Source organism: Streptomyces sp. NPDC058335 (assembly GCF_042723915.1).
Lineage (GTDB): Bacteria > Actinomycetota > Actinomycetes > Streptomycetales > Streptomycetaceae > Streptomyces.
Genome location: NZ_JBHXHX010000010.1, coordinates 16195 through 34665 on the forward strand (window position 1 = coordinate 16195; position 18471 = coordinate 34665).

Below are 18471 nucleotides of genomic sequence, written 5' to 3' on the forward strand. Positions count from 1 at the left end.
CCTGTGTCCACACTCCAAGGGTCACCTCACTCGTCGTCATCCCCGTCATCGAGGTCGAAATCGAAGGTCAGCTGCCCCCGCGGCTCCCCGTCCGGCGGAGCCGCGGGCTGGGGCTGCGTCGGATCTACGGAGTCTTCGATCTCGTGAGGCAGGGCATAGGCGTCCGCCAACCGCGCGAGGTGCAGGATGAGGGGCATGCCCAGGCCATCGCGGGCCTCTCGGTAATCCTCGCTGAAACGCTGCTGGTGCACGAACGCCGCCCAGGCTTCAGCATCGTCGCCCGGCTGGAGACAGGCGACCGTGAATTCGAGAAGATCCGGGTTCCAGGCGTTCGCCGTCGGGCGGTGTGCGCTGTTGCCCGACGGGTTGGTGTGCGGCGTCAGCTTCGCGTCATCGTTGGTGAGCTTCGTCTGGGTACTGGACTTGCCGACCGTGCTGTAGAAGACGCGGCCCGGATCGCCCTGTACACCGGGCTTCCACAACCCCATCGCAATGCCCCCTCGCTGCTGGCCCTCCAGCTCAGGTTTGAGTTCCTCCCGCTCCGCCCACCACTGCGCCGTCTCGTCCCTGGTGCCGTCGGCGACCCGAACGACTCGTAGCTGTTTGCCGTAGAGTCCGATCCGCTGCGTCGGCCCTCCGTCGAGACCGAGTCGGTCCTGCTCCAGTCCGTCGTTCTTCAGCCACATCCAACGCTTCCGCACGTCCTGCGCATGTGTCAGTACGAGCGTCGGAGTGCTGCGCAGGCTTGACAGCGTCTGCTTGATGAAGGCCGCCATGAGAGCCGCCTGGTCGGCGCTGGTCCTCTTTGCCTCGACACGTCCGGTCAACGCCTTGAGGAGTTCCGGGTACGGAACCCATCCGTGCATGTCCGCGGACCTGCCGAGGACACACTTCGCGCCCGGTCGGACGAGGATCGCGATCGGCGTGAACTGCTGCCTGCCCGTGGGCCCGTCGTGGCGGCGCTCCACGAGGTGGAAGGCCACCTGGTTCAGGCCAACGGGGATGAGGTCGCCGAGAGTGTGCTGCGGCAGCAACCGCATACCGGTCTGGCGCATACCGTCCGACCAGGCCGAGGCAGCACGCATCCGCGCGTCCTCGATGGCCTGCTCCTGCTTTTCAGCGGTGGCGTCCAAGGGGCGGATGAACTGGGTCACCAAACCCGCGTCGGCGCAGCCGAGACGGATCGCGTACTTGGGGTCGCTGCGCCGCCGGGCATGTTGGAAGGCATCCTGGCCGTCGAGTTCCACGATGGCCAACCGCATGCCCGGTACGGTCGCGCGCAGGCTGGTCATGGCTTCCGCCACCTGGGTCCGGCGGTCCGCGATGGCCTCGTCGTGCTCCTTGCCCCTGCGGGGCACGCGGTGACCACCCAGTAGGCCACCCAGCGAGCCCAGTCGCCGGGCATGCAGCCGAACCGTCAGTTCCTCCGACTCCCAGACCCACGTGTCGGCCGTCTCCTCCCTCCGGAGCCCGGCGAGACCCAGTCCGGCCTCCGCGGCAGCGACGATCTGGTCACGCATGATGTCCGACTGGTAGAGAACGAGCGCCGTGAGATCCTCACCCTCCAAAGCCTCGGCCAGGCGGGCGCGGAGCACCTGGGCGTTGTGCGCCGAGAGGAGTTCCCGCTGGTCAAGGATCGCTGCGAGATCCTCGGGCGTCTGCTCCTTCTTGGGAATGGACGGCAGCTTCTTCAACTGCTTCTTGGGCGGCCGAGCGTACGAGCTGCGCGTGAGTGCCGGAATGGGCACGAACTCCGGGGCGAGCGCCTGTTCCGCCCACTCGATCAGCCTCCGTCGTTCGCTGGGCATCAGGCCCGTGCCGATGGTGTGCCTGCCCATGACCGCGTGATGCCCGACGGCGATTCGGATGCCGTCCCGGCCGTGGATCCAGTGGTCGGCCTCCTTGACCAGCCGGTCCGGGGAGGGCAGCGCGTCGAGAGCGGTGATCTGGGTGAGCATTCCCTCCGGCCCGCCCTGTCGCCACTCGGTCGTGCCGTTCCTCCAGTCCAGCATGGCGACCGCGTAGCGCTGCGGGACAGGGCCGTCGAGCACAAGTGAGGCGTCCGGCAGCAGGTAGGCCGACACACCCTTGCCATAAGGGATGAACACCTTGCCGCTTACGAACCGACGGACACCGGCACTCAGGTGGACCCGCGGGACGGGCGAGAACGGCACGGTACGTACGGTGACCCGGATGGTCGCGGCGTAGTACGCCGGCCTGCCGTCTCCTCCGCCGCGGCGCTTGGGCACGTACTCGATCAGCTCGGACATCAGCTCGGCACCCCCACTGCCCGCTCCGCGCGAACCGCCGAGACCTGCCACTTGGCGGAAGGTGAGTCGCTTCCCGTTGTGCTCGTACGGCGCCAGGCGCGTGATCCTGGCTGCGAGGACGTCGGGAAGGAGCCGGTACACGTGGGAGGCGGGGACCGCGGTCTGGCGTGGCGTGTCCTGTAGTTCGAGCAGATCGACCATGCCCGGCTGCCAGCTGAGGGCGGACGTGTCCAGATCCCGGAAGCAGTCCATCAGCAGCCCCATCGTCTCGGGGTCGTCCGGGTTCTTCTGGAGGCTCTTGAGCCAGGTGGCGACGTAGAGGTTGGTCACCGCGATCGGGTACGGGTCCGTGCAGTACAGCCAGGGGTTCGCCGAGCCGAACCGGGCCGTGGAGTCGACCGTGACGATGTCCGGGGCGGTGGCGCGCAGCAGCTGGTTGATGCGCTTCGTCGGCACGCGGCGGCGTCGCTCGGCCTGCCGCTCGCTCAACCTGTCGTGGTGCAGTCGCAGAACGGGCTCCTCCCAGTGCGCGGGGAGGGCGAGCGTGTGCATCGGGACCGCGAACGGTCCCTGCGCCGGGTCGGGAACATATGCGGCGGCCCGGAGGAACTGGTATTCCACGGTGCTGGTTCTCCTTGGAGGCGAAGAGGGTCGTGTGGGTCTCGGGTGTGCCGACAGGCCGTCAGCCCATGTCCGCAAGGGCGCGGTAGAGCGGTTCGTACAGCTCGCGGACGAGCGACTTGTCGATCGGGTCAGGCTCCGGATCGGCCGCGCCGTCTGCGCCGAAGTAGGGGGCGAGGACTTCGCGCATACTCGCCAGAAGACTCGTGTCGGGCGTGTCCATGGCTTGGAACCCGGCTTCGCGCGGCGAGAACGCCGCGTCGACGAAGACCACCCTGGCCGGCACGCCGCCGCGTACGAGACGGCCGATGACCTGCCACACGACGACGAGTTGGTCCCAGGTGAACGCCACCTTCTCGTCGTCCCGCAGGCTCGACCAGGCGAACTTGCGGGTCAGGTAACGGTTCCACTGACGACGGGCACGGCTACGGAACGCGACCGCGGCTCTGTCGGGTGTGGCCGCAGCGAGCGCGCTCTGCCGGAACGTGCCGTCGGCGTCACGGAGTTGGCGTACGGCCCAGTCGTTGACGGACTGGATGGCGAGCGAAATGTCGTCGGGGCGTGGGTGGGGGCGGGCCAGGAAGTAGACGGTGCCGATGGCAGCCTTGCCCCCGCGCAGCACGATGTTGTGCCCGCGCTCCACCGCGAGGAGCGGGGCGACGAGGAGGTCGCCGCCGACGGAGGGAAACGACTTGACGTCACCGCGCGGCAGGGTGCGAGCGGCGGTGTCCTCCGGCAGCCGGGTCCAGGCGGTGTCGGCGTCCGCGTCGTCGGACACGAGTTGGGTGACGCGTCCGTTCCACTCGGGGATCTGGTTGAGGTATTCGGCGGCCCTGCGTGCCTCGTCGTAGCTGCCGACGAGGAGGAGGATGCGACGTCGTTCCGGGTCGTCGATCTCGGCCAGTTCGGTGTCCAGCATGCTCACCGAGTCGGGCAGGCTACGGTCGGGCACAGCCAGCTGGTGCAGCATGTGCAGCAGGGCCTGCGGCCGCTCCTCGGGGTCGCAGCCGGACAGGCGCAGCGGTTTCGGCTGGTCGCCTCCGGGCCAGTACAGGAACTCCTTGCGGAACTCGCTGCCCAGCACAGCCTCGACCTCCTCGTCGCGGGGCCGCAGTACAGCTCCCACCTCGGTGTGCACGTGGTACCTGCTGGATGTGCCCGCCCAGCTCGTGGCGGACATCAGCAGGACGTGCGGTCCGGGGCGGCCGTCCACGGCGCACAGGTCACCCAGCCGCATGAGCAGCTCACGGCCGACGCCGTTGCAGTGGAAGAAGCGGAGTTCGCCGCTGCGGTCGCCGTCTCGCTCCCGATCGTCGTGGCGGAACTGGAAGCCGAGGACATTGCCCATGGGCGACTCGGGGATGACCGCCTCATAGTCCTTCGGGGGCCTCCTGGAGAGCACGTTGGAGGCGCTTTCCAGGTTGAGGGCGGCTTCGACACGCGGCCACAGCGTGGTCATGAAGTCGAGGCGGCTGTGCAGGGCGGAAAGGATCAGTGTGAACTCGAAGCGCCGGGCCTGGAGGTCAATATCGGCGAGCACGCCGCAGTCGTCCGAGACGACGTCGGTCAGGGCCTCGCGGAGCCGTTCGCGGGTTCGGGCTCCCTGAGGCGCGTGCAAAAGCTCAAGGGTGAGGTGGACGAAGGTGTTGACCAGGGGAGTCACCTCGTCGTCGCCCGTACCGCTCTGCTGCTCGTGCAGCGGATCGTCCCTGAACCGTCCGAGTGCGACGTCCAGGCTCCGGGCCGCCGCGGGCGGGCGCTCGCCCTCCTTCCGGCCGGGAAACCAGCTGTCGAGCAGCAGACTGTGCAGGGTGAAGGCGCTGAAGTAGTCCATGCTGATCCAGCGCCTGAGGCCGTCGTCCTTGACGAGCAGCGCGTAGAGGCGATCGGTGGCGGCGCTGACCGTGTTGACGGCGTTGGTCCAGTCGTCGACGTCACGGGCGGACAGCTGGAGCCGTCCGTCACGGGCCATCTGCTGGAACTTGTGCACGGCGACCTCGTCGAACCAGGAGTTCGGGGCTTTGCCCACGAGGGTGCTGGCAGGCGCGAAGGCCGTGTCGAGTTGCATCTGCACTCGGTCCGCCTCGTCCACGATGATCAGATCGCTCATCCTGCAGGCGAGTTCGAGATACCTCAGCTGCTCGTCGTGCTGGTGCTGCGGCACGGAGCTGTGCACCAGGCCGGCCGGGGTGGCGACCCACACCTGGGCGTCGACCAGGTCGCGGGCCCCGCGATGCCGGGGACAGCGGTTCCACAGCGGGCACAGCCGCCGCTGTGGCTTCGGGCGCCGGAAGTCACGCGCCGCCGGGCTCTCGTCGTCGAGCAGCGGATCGCCGTCAGCCGACTCGACCTCGGGCACGGTGAAAAGGGTCAGGCAAGGCGCCTCACGGATACCGAGAGGGCGGCGCGCTTCCAGGCCGCGCAGGACGTCGACCGGGCAGGCACTGCTCAGAAAGGAGAAACCGGCGTGGTCGTGCCCCAGCATGGTGGCCGCACCGGCCGTGGCTGTGCGGCGGTGCAGCCGGTTGATGTTGCGCTCACGCGTGGAGTGCCCGAGGATCGGCGCGGCACCCACGCCCAGCCGGTCGAACTGCTCGACGACAGCAAGGGTTTCCGCCACGTCGCCGACGACGATGGTGACGCGACGGGGTGTCTGGGTCACGACGTGGTACGTCAGGATGTCGCGGATCGTGGACTTGCCGGCGCCGACCATGCCCACCAGGTGCAGCAGCCGGTCGACCGTCAGCCGCCCCTTCTCCGTGAAGCTCTCGGCCTCCTCGTCGCGCACGAGCAGTTTGACGCGCCGAAGCCGCCCGGCCCAGTCGTTGCGGGGACCGTCCGGTGCCGCCGCCTCCGCGGTGTCCATCGTGTCGGCGGCCTTTTCGAGTTCCGCCCACGTGACGTCCACCGGCTCTCCCCGTCCTGCGGGCGGCGCGTCGAGAGCGTGTGCACGGGGCCGGGTGTCCGACAGCAGTTCCTCCTCGAAGACGACGGAGTGGGTGCGGTCCTGTACACGAAAGGTGTACTCACCAGCCTCGGCGAACGGGATGGGCCGCGTCGAGAAGTCGGGCGCGGTGCTGAGCAGATCTTCGAAGATCTCGAAGCGGCGCGCGGCGCGCGCGGGCTCACGGCGACGAGGTACGTCATCGGGTCCGTCGAGGTCGTAACCCCGCAGTTGCTGAGGAACTGTCAGGTAGTCGGTCAGTGCCTCGCGCCACGCGTGCCGTCGGCGCAGGTCCCACAGGTAGTGGCGGGCCCGCAGGACGCGCAGGCGCTGTTCGTCCGTGCGCACGTCGCCGAAGGCTTCGCTGTAGGGGTAGCCGCCCAGCAGCGGCCAGACGTCTGCGGCCGTGCGGGTCGGCGTCACGTCCTGAAGCAGGTACAGGCCCAGTTCGATGTCGAGCAGGTCGCCGGGACGGAAGCTGCCGAGGTTCGCCGGCCATACTTCGGTGAGCTGCTTCGGCGAGCAACGCCGGTGCCATCCACTGCGGTCACGCATGGCGGCCTCCTTCGGTACGCGGTGGTTCTGTCTCCTGTCGGCTCAGGGTGGTGATCTCGCGGCCCACCAGTCGTAGAAACGCCTGGTCGTCCAGGAGAGTGACCCGCCCTGCCATGTCGTCGGGCAGGTTGCGGCGGAACTGCCGCCCGTACGCCTCGTTCTCGCGGAAGCGGTACCGGGGTACGACGAGGAAGGCACGCTCGTACGGCGGGTCGCCCCGGAAGGGAGTGGTCGTCCGCGCCAGGAGTGCGGGGTTGACGCGGTCCTTCACATCCACAGCCCAGTGCCGCCGCCCGGGCAGGGGGACACGAAGGTCGTACGCGTCGTAGTTCGGCCACATCTCGGCTGCGATCCCGAACTTCTTCTTCAGGGCGGCTTCCAGCTCCGTCTCGGCGAGTCCGGGGCTGGTGACGAACATGCGGAGGGGACGGCTGAGTTGGAAGACTCCACCCTTGTCGGGGAGCAGTGGAGTGCCATCGCCCCGTTCTCCGTCCCGGCGGCAACGGTCCAGTTCGCAGCGGTGTCCGCCGACGAGCAGCGGCACCATGAGGCAGTGGCAGCGCGGGCACTGCCGATACGCGCCCTCACGCAGATAGGACGCGGGGGCGGGTTCGTAGCAGCGCTTGATGACGCTGTGCAGCAGCATCCCGCACTCCGGATCGCCGCCGAGCAGGGCCAGTTCGGCACCGGTGAGCACGGGCCGAGTGGTGAGAAGGGCACGGAACGCGGTGTAGGCCCGGGGTGTCCTGGCTGCGCGGCAGATGGCGAGGGCTTCCAGGATCCGCTCGTTCTCGAACAGTTCGGCGGCGGGATCGGCCGCGTTCACCTCCCACTCCAGGCACGACTGATGCGGCAGTCTGGTCTCGGGATCGACCAGCAGGGCCGTGCCCGAGCGGGCCTCGTCGGGCAGGGTCAACGGCCATTCGGCGAGCGGGCGTTCGCAGGCCCAGCGAACCATTTCAGGCACGCTGCCCGGTGGTTCCTCACTCCGCTGCAGGCAGTGCAACACGAGGCGGTTGTAGGCGTTCTGCACCTTGGCCGGGTAGACCGGGTTGGGCACGGTCCGCTGTCGGGACAGGCAGGCGAGGGCGCTGGCGATCAGCCGCAACAGCGTCTCGTCGGCGGTCCCGGCACCTTCGGGAATTGCGGGCAGCAGGTCCGTCGTCGTCATACCTCTCCCTCTCCCTCAACGGCCAAGCTTGGCGTCGAACTCGGACACCACTGGGATACCGGACAGGACTGACAATGCGGTCCGGGCCGGGCATCCCACGCCTCGTCCTCCCGCCAGGGACCGCCATACCGCTGCAGCACGGACCGCGCCTTGGCCTGCTGCTCGGGATCGGTCGGATCGATGACATGGGGATCGGAGCCGTCCGGCCCGAGGATCTCCACCTCGACACGCGATCCACCCGGGTCACCGCCCAGTGCGCCCTGCGCCAGCAGCGTGACGGCCAGAGCGAGTTGGGGATACACCTCCAGGAGATCCGCCTGATTCCGGCGCCGCTTCCTCGTCGTCTTCAGTTCTCGCCACACCCAGGATCCGTCCTCCTGGTAGAGCAGGTCGGGCTTGGCTATGACCACGGCCTGGGCGGCTGTGTCGTGGACGACCCGGAGCGCCTCGGGCTCGACCTGCTGGACAAGTCCCGGGTCCTGGAAGGGGCAGGCGTCAACATGGTGGAGCAACATGTCCCGGCCGGTCGCGGCGTCCTCGTCGGAGACCCGCCACCGCCCTTCCGTCCAGTTCTCGCCCTCGGCGGGCATGTCCGCGACGGCGCAGGGAGGCCACCCGTCGCGCCGGTGCAGCTTCTCGATCCAGCCGTGCACCGCCTGGCCGAGTTTGGCGGCGCTGCCGTACTCATCGGACCTGGGCAGGTGTAACGCGCGCAGGAACGCCTGTGCGGGGCAGGCCGCGTGGTAGCGAAGGTCGCTGACGGACACCTTCCGCAGCGGTGCGACGCGCGACGACACTCCAAGGACGCCGGGCCTGCGCGGCACGGCCGGGCAGGCCGTGAACTGCTTGCAGTCGACACAGGAGGAGCCGGGCGTCGGCGCCCCACCCGCCACGACACGAGCGACATGCGAGTGCCCGTGCTCGGCGTAGTACGCCTCGGCGTCCTCGGCGGTACCGTCGAACTGCACCCGGGGCCGACCGTCGGCCAGCCCCACCTCGACGACGCGCACGCGCTCGGGCCGCGCGACGGGCCCGAGCGGCTGGAAGGCCCGCGACCACTTGCCGGGCCACGCCGCCGGTCGCCCGTGGACCGCCACGTACACGGCGATGGCAATCTCTCCGGGCTCGGATCCCTTGGCCTGGTCGTGCCGCAGCCGCCGGTACTCGCGCAGCCGTCCGTCGGCGGACTCGTACCGCCGCCACCAGGCGTACATCTCCCAGAACTTGCCGTTCTCGCGCTGCGCCACCCAGTAGGCACGGACGGGTCGCAGCTTCTTGTTGCTTTCCGCGGCGAAGGCCTGCCTGTACGACCGCAGGGCGTGCTCGGCGTAGGTGAGATGTCCGGGGTGGAGGGCGGGCGTCCTGGAGCGCAGTCCCTCCAGGGCCTGGTCGAGTGTCTCCTCGTGGAACTCGACCCGGTCGACGGCGTCCATGACCGGCCCGAGGGTGAACGTTTCGAGCTCCGGCTTCGGCAACCGCAGGCGCTGGGCCGGCCACATCCCCGGTCGGGCCTTGGCGGCGGCGTGCGAGGGGCAGGTGTGCTCCTCGTCTCCGCCGGTTCCCGGCCCGACCCGCAGAAGACTGTCGTCCCCCGTGAGCCAGTGCGGCCTGCGCCATGCCATGTCGTGGCCCATTACCTCCCCCTTCGAAACAGACGTCATCCCAGACGTCACCCCTCGGACCGAGCAGCCGGAGGCGTCGACGTCTTCGACCGTAGCATGAAACATTGGAACTCCTTGGAAGTTCTTGGCATAGATTGGCTCTTGCGCTAAGGTGCCCCTCATGGCGGCATCACTGGAGGAGCTCGAGCAGCGCCTGTCCCACCTGCGCACCGAGTTGCGCGGCGCCGTACGCGCCCGGGACAAGGCCGAGACCGCGCGTATCCGTCGCGCTCTGCGCGAGGCGGAGACCGCATGGGAGCACGCTCTGGAGGTCGAGGCCGGACCGGACATCGAGACACTTCCGTCCGAAGCCGAGACTCGGACGCCGCCGAGGGCGACAAGCGAACCACGCCGCCAGGAGCTCCCCACGCACGGCTCCATCCCAGTCCGCGAACAAGTCCACCAAGCGCTCACCCTGCTGGGTGCTCCCGCGTCCCCGAAGCTCATCTCGTCCGCGTACGAGGCGTTCTTCACCGAGCCGCTCGTCGCCGCCAAGCTCGCGTCGCTCCGCCGGGACGAGGAACGCTCCTTCACCGCACAGGGTTATGCCCGCCCGTACTACATCTGCGCGGCGCTGACCCACGACCGTCTCGTGCCCGCCCGCGGGCTTCTGGCCCTGTCCACCTGGCCCGTGGAGCGGCGGATCATCACCCCGCTCAGCCCCCGGACCGACTTCCTCTCCCACGCTGTCGGCACCGCCGAGCAGATCCAGCGGCTGGACACGGCCGGGCATCCGGCCCCGGACGCGGCCTGGCGGCTGCTGCGCCGGTTCGCCCTCACGATCCCGGGCGCCTGCGATTCCGCGGCCCCGGAGCCCGACCCCGCCCGCGTGATCGCCGCCGCCCAAGCCGAAGCGACCGTCCACCAACAGGAGGACGACCAACGGCGGCAGGCGGCGGCGCAGCGCGCCCGTACTCAACTCACCGACGCACAAAAGCTGTTCGGTGCGCCACCGCTGCGTGATGCCCTGCGTGACGCGAGCGGCAGCATGCACTGACCTCACCCGGCGGAGACGACCACGGTCGTTTCACCCACCGGCACACTCCGAAGACGTCCCCGAAGCAGAGACGATGCCCTCGCAGCAGTCCGATCCCCCCGACGACAGACTCGCGCGGCTACGCGGACCGCGCCCCCCGCAGCCCTACACCGCCCGCAAGATCACCGCCCTGACCGCCAACCCCGCCTGCGCCCGCCGCGCAGTCCTCGACGCGGCCGGCGTGGACAAGGCGCTGCTCGCCCAGCAGGTCGGATACGAACCGCGCTTCGGCCAGTCGCCCTTCGCCCTCGCCCGCGAGCAGGCGTTCCACAGCCTCGTGAAGTGGGGCGGGTACGCCGAGCTCATCCGGCTGCTGCGCGAGGAGCTCTCCGTCCCCGTGGCGGAGGCCCATGTCGAAGACCTCAACGAGGTGGGAGGCAACAGCTCTCTGCCCGTGCGGGAGCGCGAGACCCGCCGCCTCATCGCGCACGTCGCCTCCGGGCAGGACGTACGACTGATCCTCGACCGCCCCGTACTCACCCTCGAAGTCGCCGGACGGACGGCGTACCTCGAACCGGACGCCCTCACCCACCGCGTCGACGGGAAATTCTATGTCGTCCTGATCCGCTCGTTCGCGGCGATCGACGGGCAGGCCAACCCGACGGCCGTGGCCCAGGCGGCCAAGCAGGCCGCCGTGTACGTCCTCGCCCTGCGCCACGCCTTCGACGCCGCGGGCCTGCCCGCCGAGCAGCTCGCCCACGACTTCCTGCTCGTCTGCCCGAAGGACTTCTCCAACCGGCCCTACGGCCGCCTGATCGACCTCCGGCAGGAGCTCGACGCCCTGCAGTTCCAGCTCACGCGGCTGCGGCGCGCAGAGGACCTGGCGGCGCAGCTCCCCGAGTCGGCGACCCTGGATCCGGACCGGAGCATGACCGAACTCGCCTCGTCCATAGAGGCGTTGGACGCGTCGTACACGCCCGCATGCCTCTCCTTCTGTGAGATGGCGCGCTACTGCCGCGACGAGGCCGACGGGTGTGCCTCGCCGGCCCGTCTGGGCAGCGCCGTCCGCAACGACCTGCCGGGCATCGACTCCACCCGTACCGCGCTCGACTACCTGGACGGTGTCGCCGCCCAGGGAGAGGCCGAGACGGAGGCAGCCGACCTGCTGCGCGCCGCCGCCCGGCTGCGCCGACTCCGCCGGGGGGCCGCATGAGCGTCCTGTCCACCGTCGCGGCCCTTACGGCATCCCGCACCGGCCACGCCGAGCCACTGACCACCGTCCGCCACCAGCACCTGGACCAGAAGCCGTTCGTGCTGGTGCCGCTCACCCTCGCCGGAGAGGCCTGCGCTCCCCTGGCCGCCCTCGCGGGTACGGACCCGGCACACCCGACCTTGCTGACCGCCCGTCAGCCACGGAACCGCGCCGAACGGTTCCGCTTCGCCGAGCGTCTCGCCACACTGCTGCTGGCGCACATCGACGGATGCCGGACGGAGACGGAGCCGTACACCGTCGGCCGTGGCAAGGAGAAGGAGGAACGCCTGCGCTGCCTGCGGGCCCCGCAGCTCCTCGTGCCGAACGGCGAGGGCATCGCGTACGTCCGCCTGCTCGGCCGTCTGACCAGGCTGCGCGCCACCGAAGGGCCGTACGCGGTGGCCCCGTCCGTGCCCACCCTCGGCAAGTGGCTGACCCGGTTCGCGGATCTGGCCGAGTTCCCGGACTCCAGCATGCTCCTCGCGATGACCCGGCAGCTCGCCGCGCACTGGGCGACAGGCCAGAGCCCTTCGGAGGACTCCCACCTCGCGTCCCTGCTCGCCTGGATCGACCCGCCGGAGGGCAGCGACGGCGCACGTGCGGCGCGGGAGGCGGAAGACCCCGCCGTGTGGCCTCCCGCCGGCCCGGCCACGGACCCGGTCTTCGACCGGACGCTCCATGAGCTGATGACACGCTACGACGAGGCGTCCGACGAGCGCGGACGCGAGGCGGTCGGCCGTCAGATCGACGGTGAGCTGCGCGGCCAGATGCTGCCCACCTGGCAGCTGATGTGGCGCGGCGTGGAACTGCTCCGAGACCTGCCGGAGGGCGCCCACGTCCCCGAACGCTGGGCCTTCGACCGGCGCCTGTTCTCCGAGTACGCCGAGTACCTGGACGCGGACGGCCGCCCGCAGGCTCGCCGCGACCACGCCGTCGGGGCCGCGCGCCGCCTGGCCCGCCTGGAGGACGCGGTCGCCCGCTACGAGGCCCAGCGGGCCTACGACGATCCGCTGGTGATGGCGGAGTACGAGCTGGCGGGCGAGGCGTTCACGGGGACGGTGACCGCCAGGGACGAGAACCGGTTCGTCCCCGGCACCCGGCCCGGTTCCCAGGTGTGGCGGCCGACGATCACCCTCCGCACCGACGCCCCCGACGCCCCCGTCGGCCTCGCGGCCGGCACGGAAGTGAGGTCCCCGGCCCGCCCCGGCCAGGAGGGCCGGATCCTCGAAGTACGGCAGCAGGACGACGCCTGCACCGTGGTACTGGAACTCAAGGGCGGCTTCGCGAGGAAGCGCACGCCTCCGGCACCGCCCGGCACTCTCGCCGAGACCGGTGAGGAGCTGACGTACACCACACTCAACCCCACCGCCATGCCCGCCTCACTGGCCGCCGAGGAGGACACCCCCTGGACCCACGGCGGCCCGCCGCGACCGTACGAACCCACCGACGAGGACGCAGAGGAGACCTGGGAATGACCTCCACCCTCCCCCGCACGGAAACCCACGAAGGTCCCGATGACGGTGGCACCCCCGGGGAGCGCGCCGACCGGGCGGTCGCCGACATCCTTTCCAGCCTCGACACAGCACCGGGCCGCGGCGTCGTCGTGGATTCACCGCCCGGCGCCGGGAAGTCGACCCTGGTCGTGCGGGCGACCGGGCATCTGACGTCGGCAGGCCACCAGCTCATGATCGTCGCGCAGACCAACGAACAGGTCGACGACCTGGTGGACCGCCTCGCACGCGAGCATCCCGGCCTGGCCATCGGCCGCCTGCACGCCGGCGGCCACACCCTTCCGCCTCGCGTCACCCGGCACCCCCACGTCACCGGAAGCACCCAGGCGGCAGACCTGCGCGAGCTGCCCGTCGTGGTGTCCACCGCGAAGAAGTGGTCGTACGTCACCCCGGACAAGTGCCGGCCGTGGCGCTGGGCCATCGTCGACGAGGCGTACCAGATGCGCTCGGACGCGCTCCTCGCGACGGCCCCGCTGTTCAGCGAGGCCGACTCGCAGGTCCTCTTCGTCGGCGACCCCGGCCAGCTCGACCCCTTCGCCACCGTGGAGACCGACCGCTGGCACGGCCTGACCTGGGACCCCCTGCGCAACGCGGTCGACGTGACGCTCGCCCACACCCCGGATCTCGTACGCCACCAGCTCCCCGTCTCCTGGCGCCTGCCGGAGACGGCGGCCCCCCTCGTCGAGCAGGCCTTCTACCCCTTCTACCGGTTCGTCCCCGGTACGACGGCACAGGACCGCCTCCTGTCGTACGCCAGCCTGCCCCACGGCTCCACCCCGCTGGACGACGTCCTGACCCGCGCCGCCGCCTCCGGCTGGGGCCACCTGGAACTCCCCGCCCGCCACACCCTCGACCAGGACCCGGAGGTCGCCGAAGCCCTCGCGGCGACGGCGGCCCGGCTGCTGGAGCGCGGGGCGCTGGTCAACGGGGAGCCCCTCACCGAGGCCCGCATCGCGATCGGCGCGGCCCGCACCGTGCAGGCGGACGCGGTCCGCACCCGCCTCGCCGACCGCGGCCTGACCAACATCACCGTGGACACCGCCAACCGCCTCCAGGGCCGCGAGTTCGACGTCACCCTGGTCTGGCACCCTCTGTCCGGCCGCCACGACGCCTCCGCCTTCCACCTGGAGACGGGCCGCCTGTGCGTCCTGCTCTCCCGGCACCGTTTCGCGTGCATCGTGGTGGCCCGCGCCGGGATCCGGGATCTGCTGGACCGGCATCCGCGGAGCAGTCCGGTGTACCTGGACGTGCCGCCTAAGTTTCCGGATGGGTGGCGGGCGCATCAGGTGGTTATGGGGCGTCTGGAGCGGGGGGAGCACCGGGTGCGGGCGGCGTGATCATGGGACGAAATGGATCGCTGTCGGTAACAGAATGTAAGGCACAGCCGGAACCGCACAACTCTCAGGTTCGGCACGACAGACTGAGTCAGCTCCTCCATGCCTCCGGCAGCCAGATGCCTGCTCCCCAGTCGTCAAGTTCGCGACGGCGATGCTCGTAGTCGGTAAGCGTTCGGCCGACGGCACGCCAGAACTCGGGGGTGTGATGCGGATGGTGAAGGTGGACGAGCTCATGGACGAGGACGTAGTCGATCAGGCGGATGGGCAACTGCATGACGGCCCAGTTGATGTTGACGGCGCCGTGATGGGAGCAAGAGCCCCAACGGTAGCCGAGGGCACGGACGTTCAGCCCAACCTTTGGGGTGTCCATGCGCTGGGTCCATGGACGCATACGGCCGGGAAGCCAGTCCCGGCCGCGGGCGGTGTACCACACGACAAGGTCGTGCTCGGCGGTGTCGCGGTGGTCGCGGCGCAAGTGGAGACGGCCGTTCTTCAGTGTGACAGGGGAGGCTGCGAGGTCGTCGGTGAGTTTGAGGCGGTGGCTGCGACCGAGGTACCAGAAACCTTCGCCATCGATGAAACGTCGTCGAGGGCGTTCGGCTACTTCAGCGCGGCGGGTGTTGACCTTGGCGTAGAGCCAGGCCAGCCGCGTGCGGATGAGGGCGGCAAGCGCGTCGCGGTCGGCGTCTGCGGGCACCTTGGCAACGATGCGAGCGTCGCGTTCCACGGTGACGCGGACGCCGGTTTGCCCCGAGGCGAGGGCCAGGTGGATGGTCAGCCCGCCGACGTACAGCGGGCTGTCGTTGTCGGCCACCCTGTCGGGCAGGTCAGGCATGGTGACGGCCAACATCCTTGCGGTTGTGGTGGACGATGTCACGGAGTGCGTCGGCAAGGGGATCGGCTTTTGCCCGGGTGTGCGGGCAGGCCACGGCCTCCATCCAGATGTCGGTACGGAAGTCGTGCTGAGCCGCAGGGTTGGTCCAGAAGTCGGGCTTGGCGCTGTAGTGCACCGCCAGGTCGTGCACCCTCTGAGCGAGGATGACGAAGGCCCCGCGTATCTCGTCACCGATCACACCATCGGTCAGCACGCTGGTGAGCTGCTGGTAAAGGGCCTGTTCCAGCGGGGTGAGGCTGCGCACGTCCTCGGGTAGATTCGAGCCGGCGCCGCCTTCCATGTCCTTGACTTCCTCGGCAAGGCGCTGGAATGCCGCCAGTTGGGCGTCCCAATCGTCGGCGTGCCTCTTGAGGATCTCTTCCACCCGCTTGCGCAGCGCGGCATACGCGGCAGGGTTCTTGCCAAAGTTTAGGTCGATGTGATTGCGGAGGGCGTGCCGCATCATGGACGCCTTCGCGCGGCTGCCGGGAAGCTGCCGGACCTTGGTCTTGAAGTCCTCAGAGGTAAGCCGGGTGGGCTCGATCATCTTGTCCACCCCTAGGGAACGGACGTGCTGGTTGATGAGCTGCTGGACCTTCTTGCCGTAGGCCGCCGGGTCGAAGGCGTCCTCCTCGCTGAAGCGTTGCCGGGCCAGCTGGGCGATGAAGGTGAACAGCCGTACGACCTCCGCGTAGGGGCGGGCCGACTCTCGGGGGGTGACGACCGTGTAGGTTTCCAGGAAGTCGCGCAACAAGGAGCGAAATGCGATCCGGCGCTGGTCGTCCTCAAGCGAGTCCACCAGGCGGTTGACGGCTTCAACGTCATCGGGGTCGATGAGGTCACGGGGGAGGTCGAAGTGCTGGCGCAGGGCCGTGCACTGGGTCTCCAGCTTGTGCTCCTCGACCTCGAATTCGATGGGCTTGCCCTCGCGTTCGTCGGCAGCGTACTGGTCCATTGCTTCTTTGAGGGCGGTCGCGACTCCGGCGTAGTCCACAACTAGCCCAGCGCTCTTGCCGTCGGCGGTGCGGTTGACGCGGGCGACCGCCTGGAGGAGTTCGGCCTCCTTCATCCGCCGGTCCAGGTACATCACCTGTTCGATCGGGGCGTCGAAGCCGGTCAACAGCATGGTCCGCACGATGAGGAACGCGACTGGGCGGCGTGTGCCGTCTAGCTGATCGGGTTCCGGGAAGGGGCTGAGGAAGGACTTTTCCGCCTTCTTGTGCGTCGACTCCTTCGTCCACTCCTTCCAGCTTGCTGGGTCGTTCTGCCCTTCGGAGATGATGGGAACGAAATCGATCGCCTTGAGCAGGCGCAGGTTCTCGTACGCGACCACCAACGTCTGCTGCTTCGGTTTGAGTTCCTCGGGCCTTTTCTCCAGCAGCCGCTGAAGTCGCTCTTCAGACATAGCCTCCACCTCGGCCACGATCTCGTCCCGCGCGTCCTCGAGCGCCTCGCGGTAGCGCACAGCGATGCCCCGGGAGTGAGCAACGACCTGGGCCTTAAACCCTTCGGGCAGCACGCTCTGCACATAGTGGCGCAGCATGTGGCGAGCCTTACGCCGAATCATGTCGTCCGCGCTGAGAACGGCAGTCGAGGTCGCGTACCGCTTCTGGAGCCGCTCGTACTCCTCGTCGGTGAGTTCCTCGAATTCCTCCTCCATCGCCTCGTCCAGCGCGGCACCATCCTCGACCGCACCTCTGGCAATGTGCCCCTCGTAGTAGATCGGGACGATCGCGCCGTCCTCCTCGGCGTCCGCGATCCGGTATTTGTCGATGAACTCCCCGAAGGTGGTCTCGGTCAGCTTCCGCCGGTTCATCAGGATCGGTGTGCCGGTGAAACCGATCCGCGCGGCGTTCGGCAGCGACTCCGTCAGGTTCTCGTGCAGGCCGGAGCTGTGCGAGCGGTGCGCCTCGTCGACGAGGATCACAACGCCCTCGTCGTCATTGACGAGTCCCCAGCCTGCGACTTTCTTCCTCGCCGCCGACTTGGCGCGCTCTGCGCGGGTCTTCTCCGTGTCCTGCTGCTTCTGAATCATCACGAAGACCAGGCCAGCACCGTGTCGGGCAAGCACTACCGGCACCTGATCGGCCCGAGTGACTGTGTCCGGCTTCTCCCCGGTCAGGGTGGCCGTCTCCGACAACTGCTGCTGGAGCTGCTTGCGGTCGGTGACCACGACCACCTTCAGGTGCTCCAGTCCCGGCGTGGAACGCAGCTTGCGCACCAGGAACACCATCGTCAGCGACTTGCCCGAGCCCTGGGTATGCCATACGATCCCGCCCCGCTTGTCCTCCTTGCCGTGCACGGCCTTCGTCTCACCGCGCTGCAACCGCGAGACAGCCTTGGCGACCGCTCGGTACTGCTGATAACGCGGCCCGATCTTCACCCGGGCCGTACGCCCCTCTGCGACCTCCACATCCCGGAACAGCACGAAGTTCCGAACGATGTCCAACAGCCGGTGCGGGTGCAGCACCCCGGCCGCCAGCACCTTCTGCGCCACGGCGTCCCGATCCTCAGGAACAAAGCTGCGCGCGGCAACGTCCTTGGCCTTGAGTGGGTACGGGTCCCGCCACACCACATAATCCTGCCGGCGCGCGGTGAACGTGCCCAGCCGCGCCCGGTCCCCAGTCGTGGCCACCGTCAACTGCACCGTGCGGAACAGCCGTTCGCTGCCTTCCGGGACAGTGGAGTCCCGCCGGTTCGCGTAACGCTGCAGCTGCTCCACCGCGTCGAAGACGTTGCCGCCGAGCGCGGTGGGCTTCTTGCACTCAATGACGACCAGCGGGATGCCGTTAACGAACAGCACCAGGTCCGGGGCGATCGTCTCCCCACCGCTGCCAGGGATCGTCATCCGAAACTGGGAGACCGCCAGGAAATCGTTCCGCTCCGGGTGCTGCCAGTCGATGAACCGCACCGTCTGGTTCCGGCCCCCGTCCCAGTCCTGGAACCCCGGAACGTCTACGCCATCGAGCAGATACCTGGTGGCGGCCTCGTTCGCCTCCACCAGCCCCCCGCCAGCCGACACCGCCCCCCGAGTCAACGCGGACACGGCTTGGTCCGCGCGCGCCTCATCCACCCACGGGCTACCGTTCGGGCGCCGGTTCAGCTCCACGAGCTTCGCCCGCAAGATCCCTTCGAAAACGGAGTCGTCGTAGCCACGCCGGACGTACGAGGGCATCCCCGGCGGCTGCAACTCAACACCGGTCGTCCCGCGCACATGCCTCCACCCCATGTCGGTGCTGGTCAACTGCGCGATCAGCGGCTTCTCAACGAATATGCGCTCCGGACCGGAATCGGCCATC

At 69.1% G+C, this 18471-nt stretch carries 10 protein-coding genes; 4 read left to right on the forward strand and 6 right to left on the reverse strand.

Annotated features, from left to right (window positions below):
• Positions 1-26 precede the first annotated feature (26 nt).
• The 4 genes from ACFWJX_RS20755 to ACFWJX_RS20770 form a co-directional block, all read right to left on the reverse strand.
• Complete coding sequence (locus tag ACFWJX_RS20755) at positions 27-2891, reverse strand: pPIWI_RE module domain-containing protein (RefSeq protein ID WP_383245082.1); 2865 nt, start codon at positions 2889-2891, stop codon at positions 27-29.
• 61 nt (positions 2892-2952) lie between these two features.
• Positions 2953-6390, reverse strand: coding sequence for a signal recognition particle (locus ACFWJX_RS20760; RefSeq protein ID WP_383245085.1), 3438 nt, complete (start codon positions 6388-6390; stop codon positions 2953-2955).
• On the reverse strand, positions 6383-7561 hold the full coding sequence (locus tag ACFWJX_RS20765; protein WP_383245088.1) for a hypothetical protein: 1179 nt from the start codon (positions 7559-7561) through the stop codon (positions 6383-6385). Before ACFWJX_RS20765 ends, ACFWJX_RS20760 begins: the two co-directional genes overlap by 8 nt.
• Positions 7558-9195, reverse strand: a complete 1638-nt coding sequence (locus ACFWJX_RS20770; RefSeq protein ID WP_383245091.1) for a PD-(D/E)XK nuclease family protein — start codon at positions 9193-9195, stop codon at positions 7558-7560. Before ACFWJX_RS20770 ends, ACFWJX_RS20765 begins: the two co-directional genes overlap by 4 nt.
• Before the next feature lie 148 nt (positions 9196-9343).
• On the opposite strand from ACFWJX_RS20770, the gene ACFWJX_RS20775 reads away from it, so the two are divergent.
• The 4 genes from ACFWJX_RS20775 to ACFWJX_RS20790 all read left to right on the forward strand — a co-directional run bounded on the left by ACFWJX_RS20775 (position 9344) and on the right by ACFWJX_RS20790 (position 14298).
• Positions 9344-10219, forward strand: coding sequence for a hypothetical protein (locus ACFWJX_RS20775; protein ID WP_383245093.1), 876 nt, complete (start codon positions 9344-9346; stop codon positions 10217-10219).
• Positions 10220-10292: 73 nt separating this feature from the next.
• Entirely contained in the window at positions 10293-11411 is a 1119-nt protein-coding gene (locus ACFWJX_RS20780) for a hypothetical protein (protein ID WP_383245096.1), read from the forward strand.
• On the forward strand, positions 11408-12925 hold the full coding sequence (locus ACFWJX_RS20785; RefSeq protein WP_383245098.1) for a hypothetical protein: 1518 nt from the start codon (positions 11408-11410) through the stop codon (positions 12923-12925). Before ACFWJX_RS20780 ends, ACFWJX_RS20785 begins: the two co-directional genes overlap by 4 nt.
• Positions 12922-14298 carry an AAA family ATPase gene (locus ACFWJX_RS20790; RefSeq protein ID WP_383245101.1) on the forward strand — a complete coding sequence of 459 codons (1377 nt, stop codon included), beginning with the start codon at positions 12922-12924 and terminating at the stop codon, positions 14296-14298. Before ACFWJX_RS20785 ends, ACFWJX_RS20790 begins: the two co-directional genes overlap by 4 nt.
• An 88-nt stretch (positions 14299-14386) precedes the next feature.
• Here ACFWJX_RS20790 and ACFWJX_RS20795 read toward each other — a convergent pair whose 3' ends face one another.
• The gene (locus tag ACFWJX_RS20795) at positions 14387-15133 is read right to left on the reverse strand and encodes a M48 family metallopeptidase (protein ID WP_383245104.1); all 747 of its coding nucleotides are present in this window, start codon (positions 15131-15133) and stop codon (positions 14387-14389) included.
• The gene (locus tag ACFWJX_RS20800) at positions 15126-18470 is read right to left on the reverse strand and encodes a type I restriction endonuclease subunit R (protein ID WP_383245108.1); all 3345 of its coding nucleotides are present in this window, start codon (positions 18468-18470) and stop codon (positions 15126-15128) included. The genes ACFWJX_RS20795 and ACFWJX_RS20800 overlap by 8 nt, the downstream gene beginning before the upstream one ends.
• Between the last annotated feature and the right edge of the window lies 1 nt (position 18471).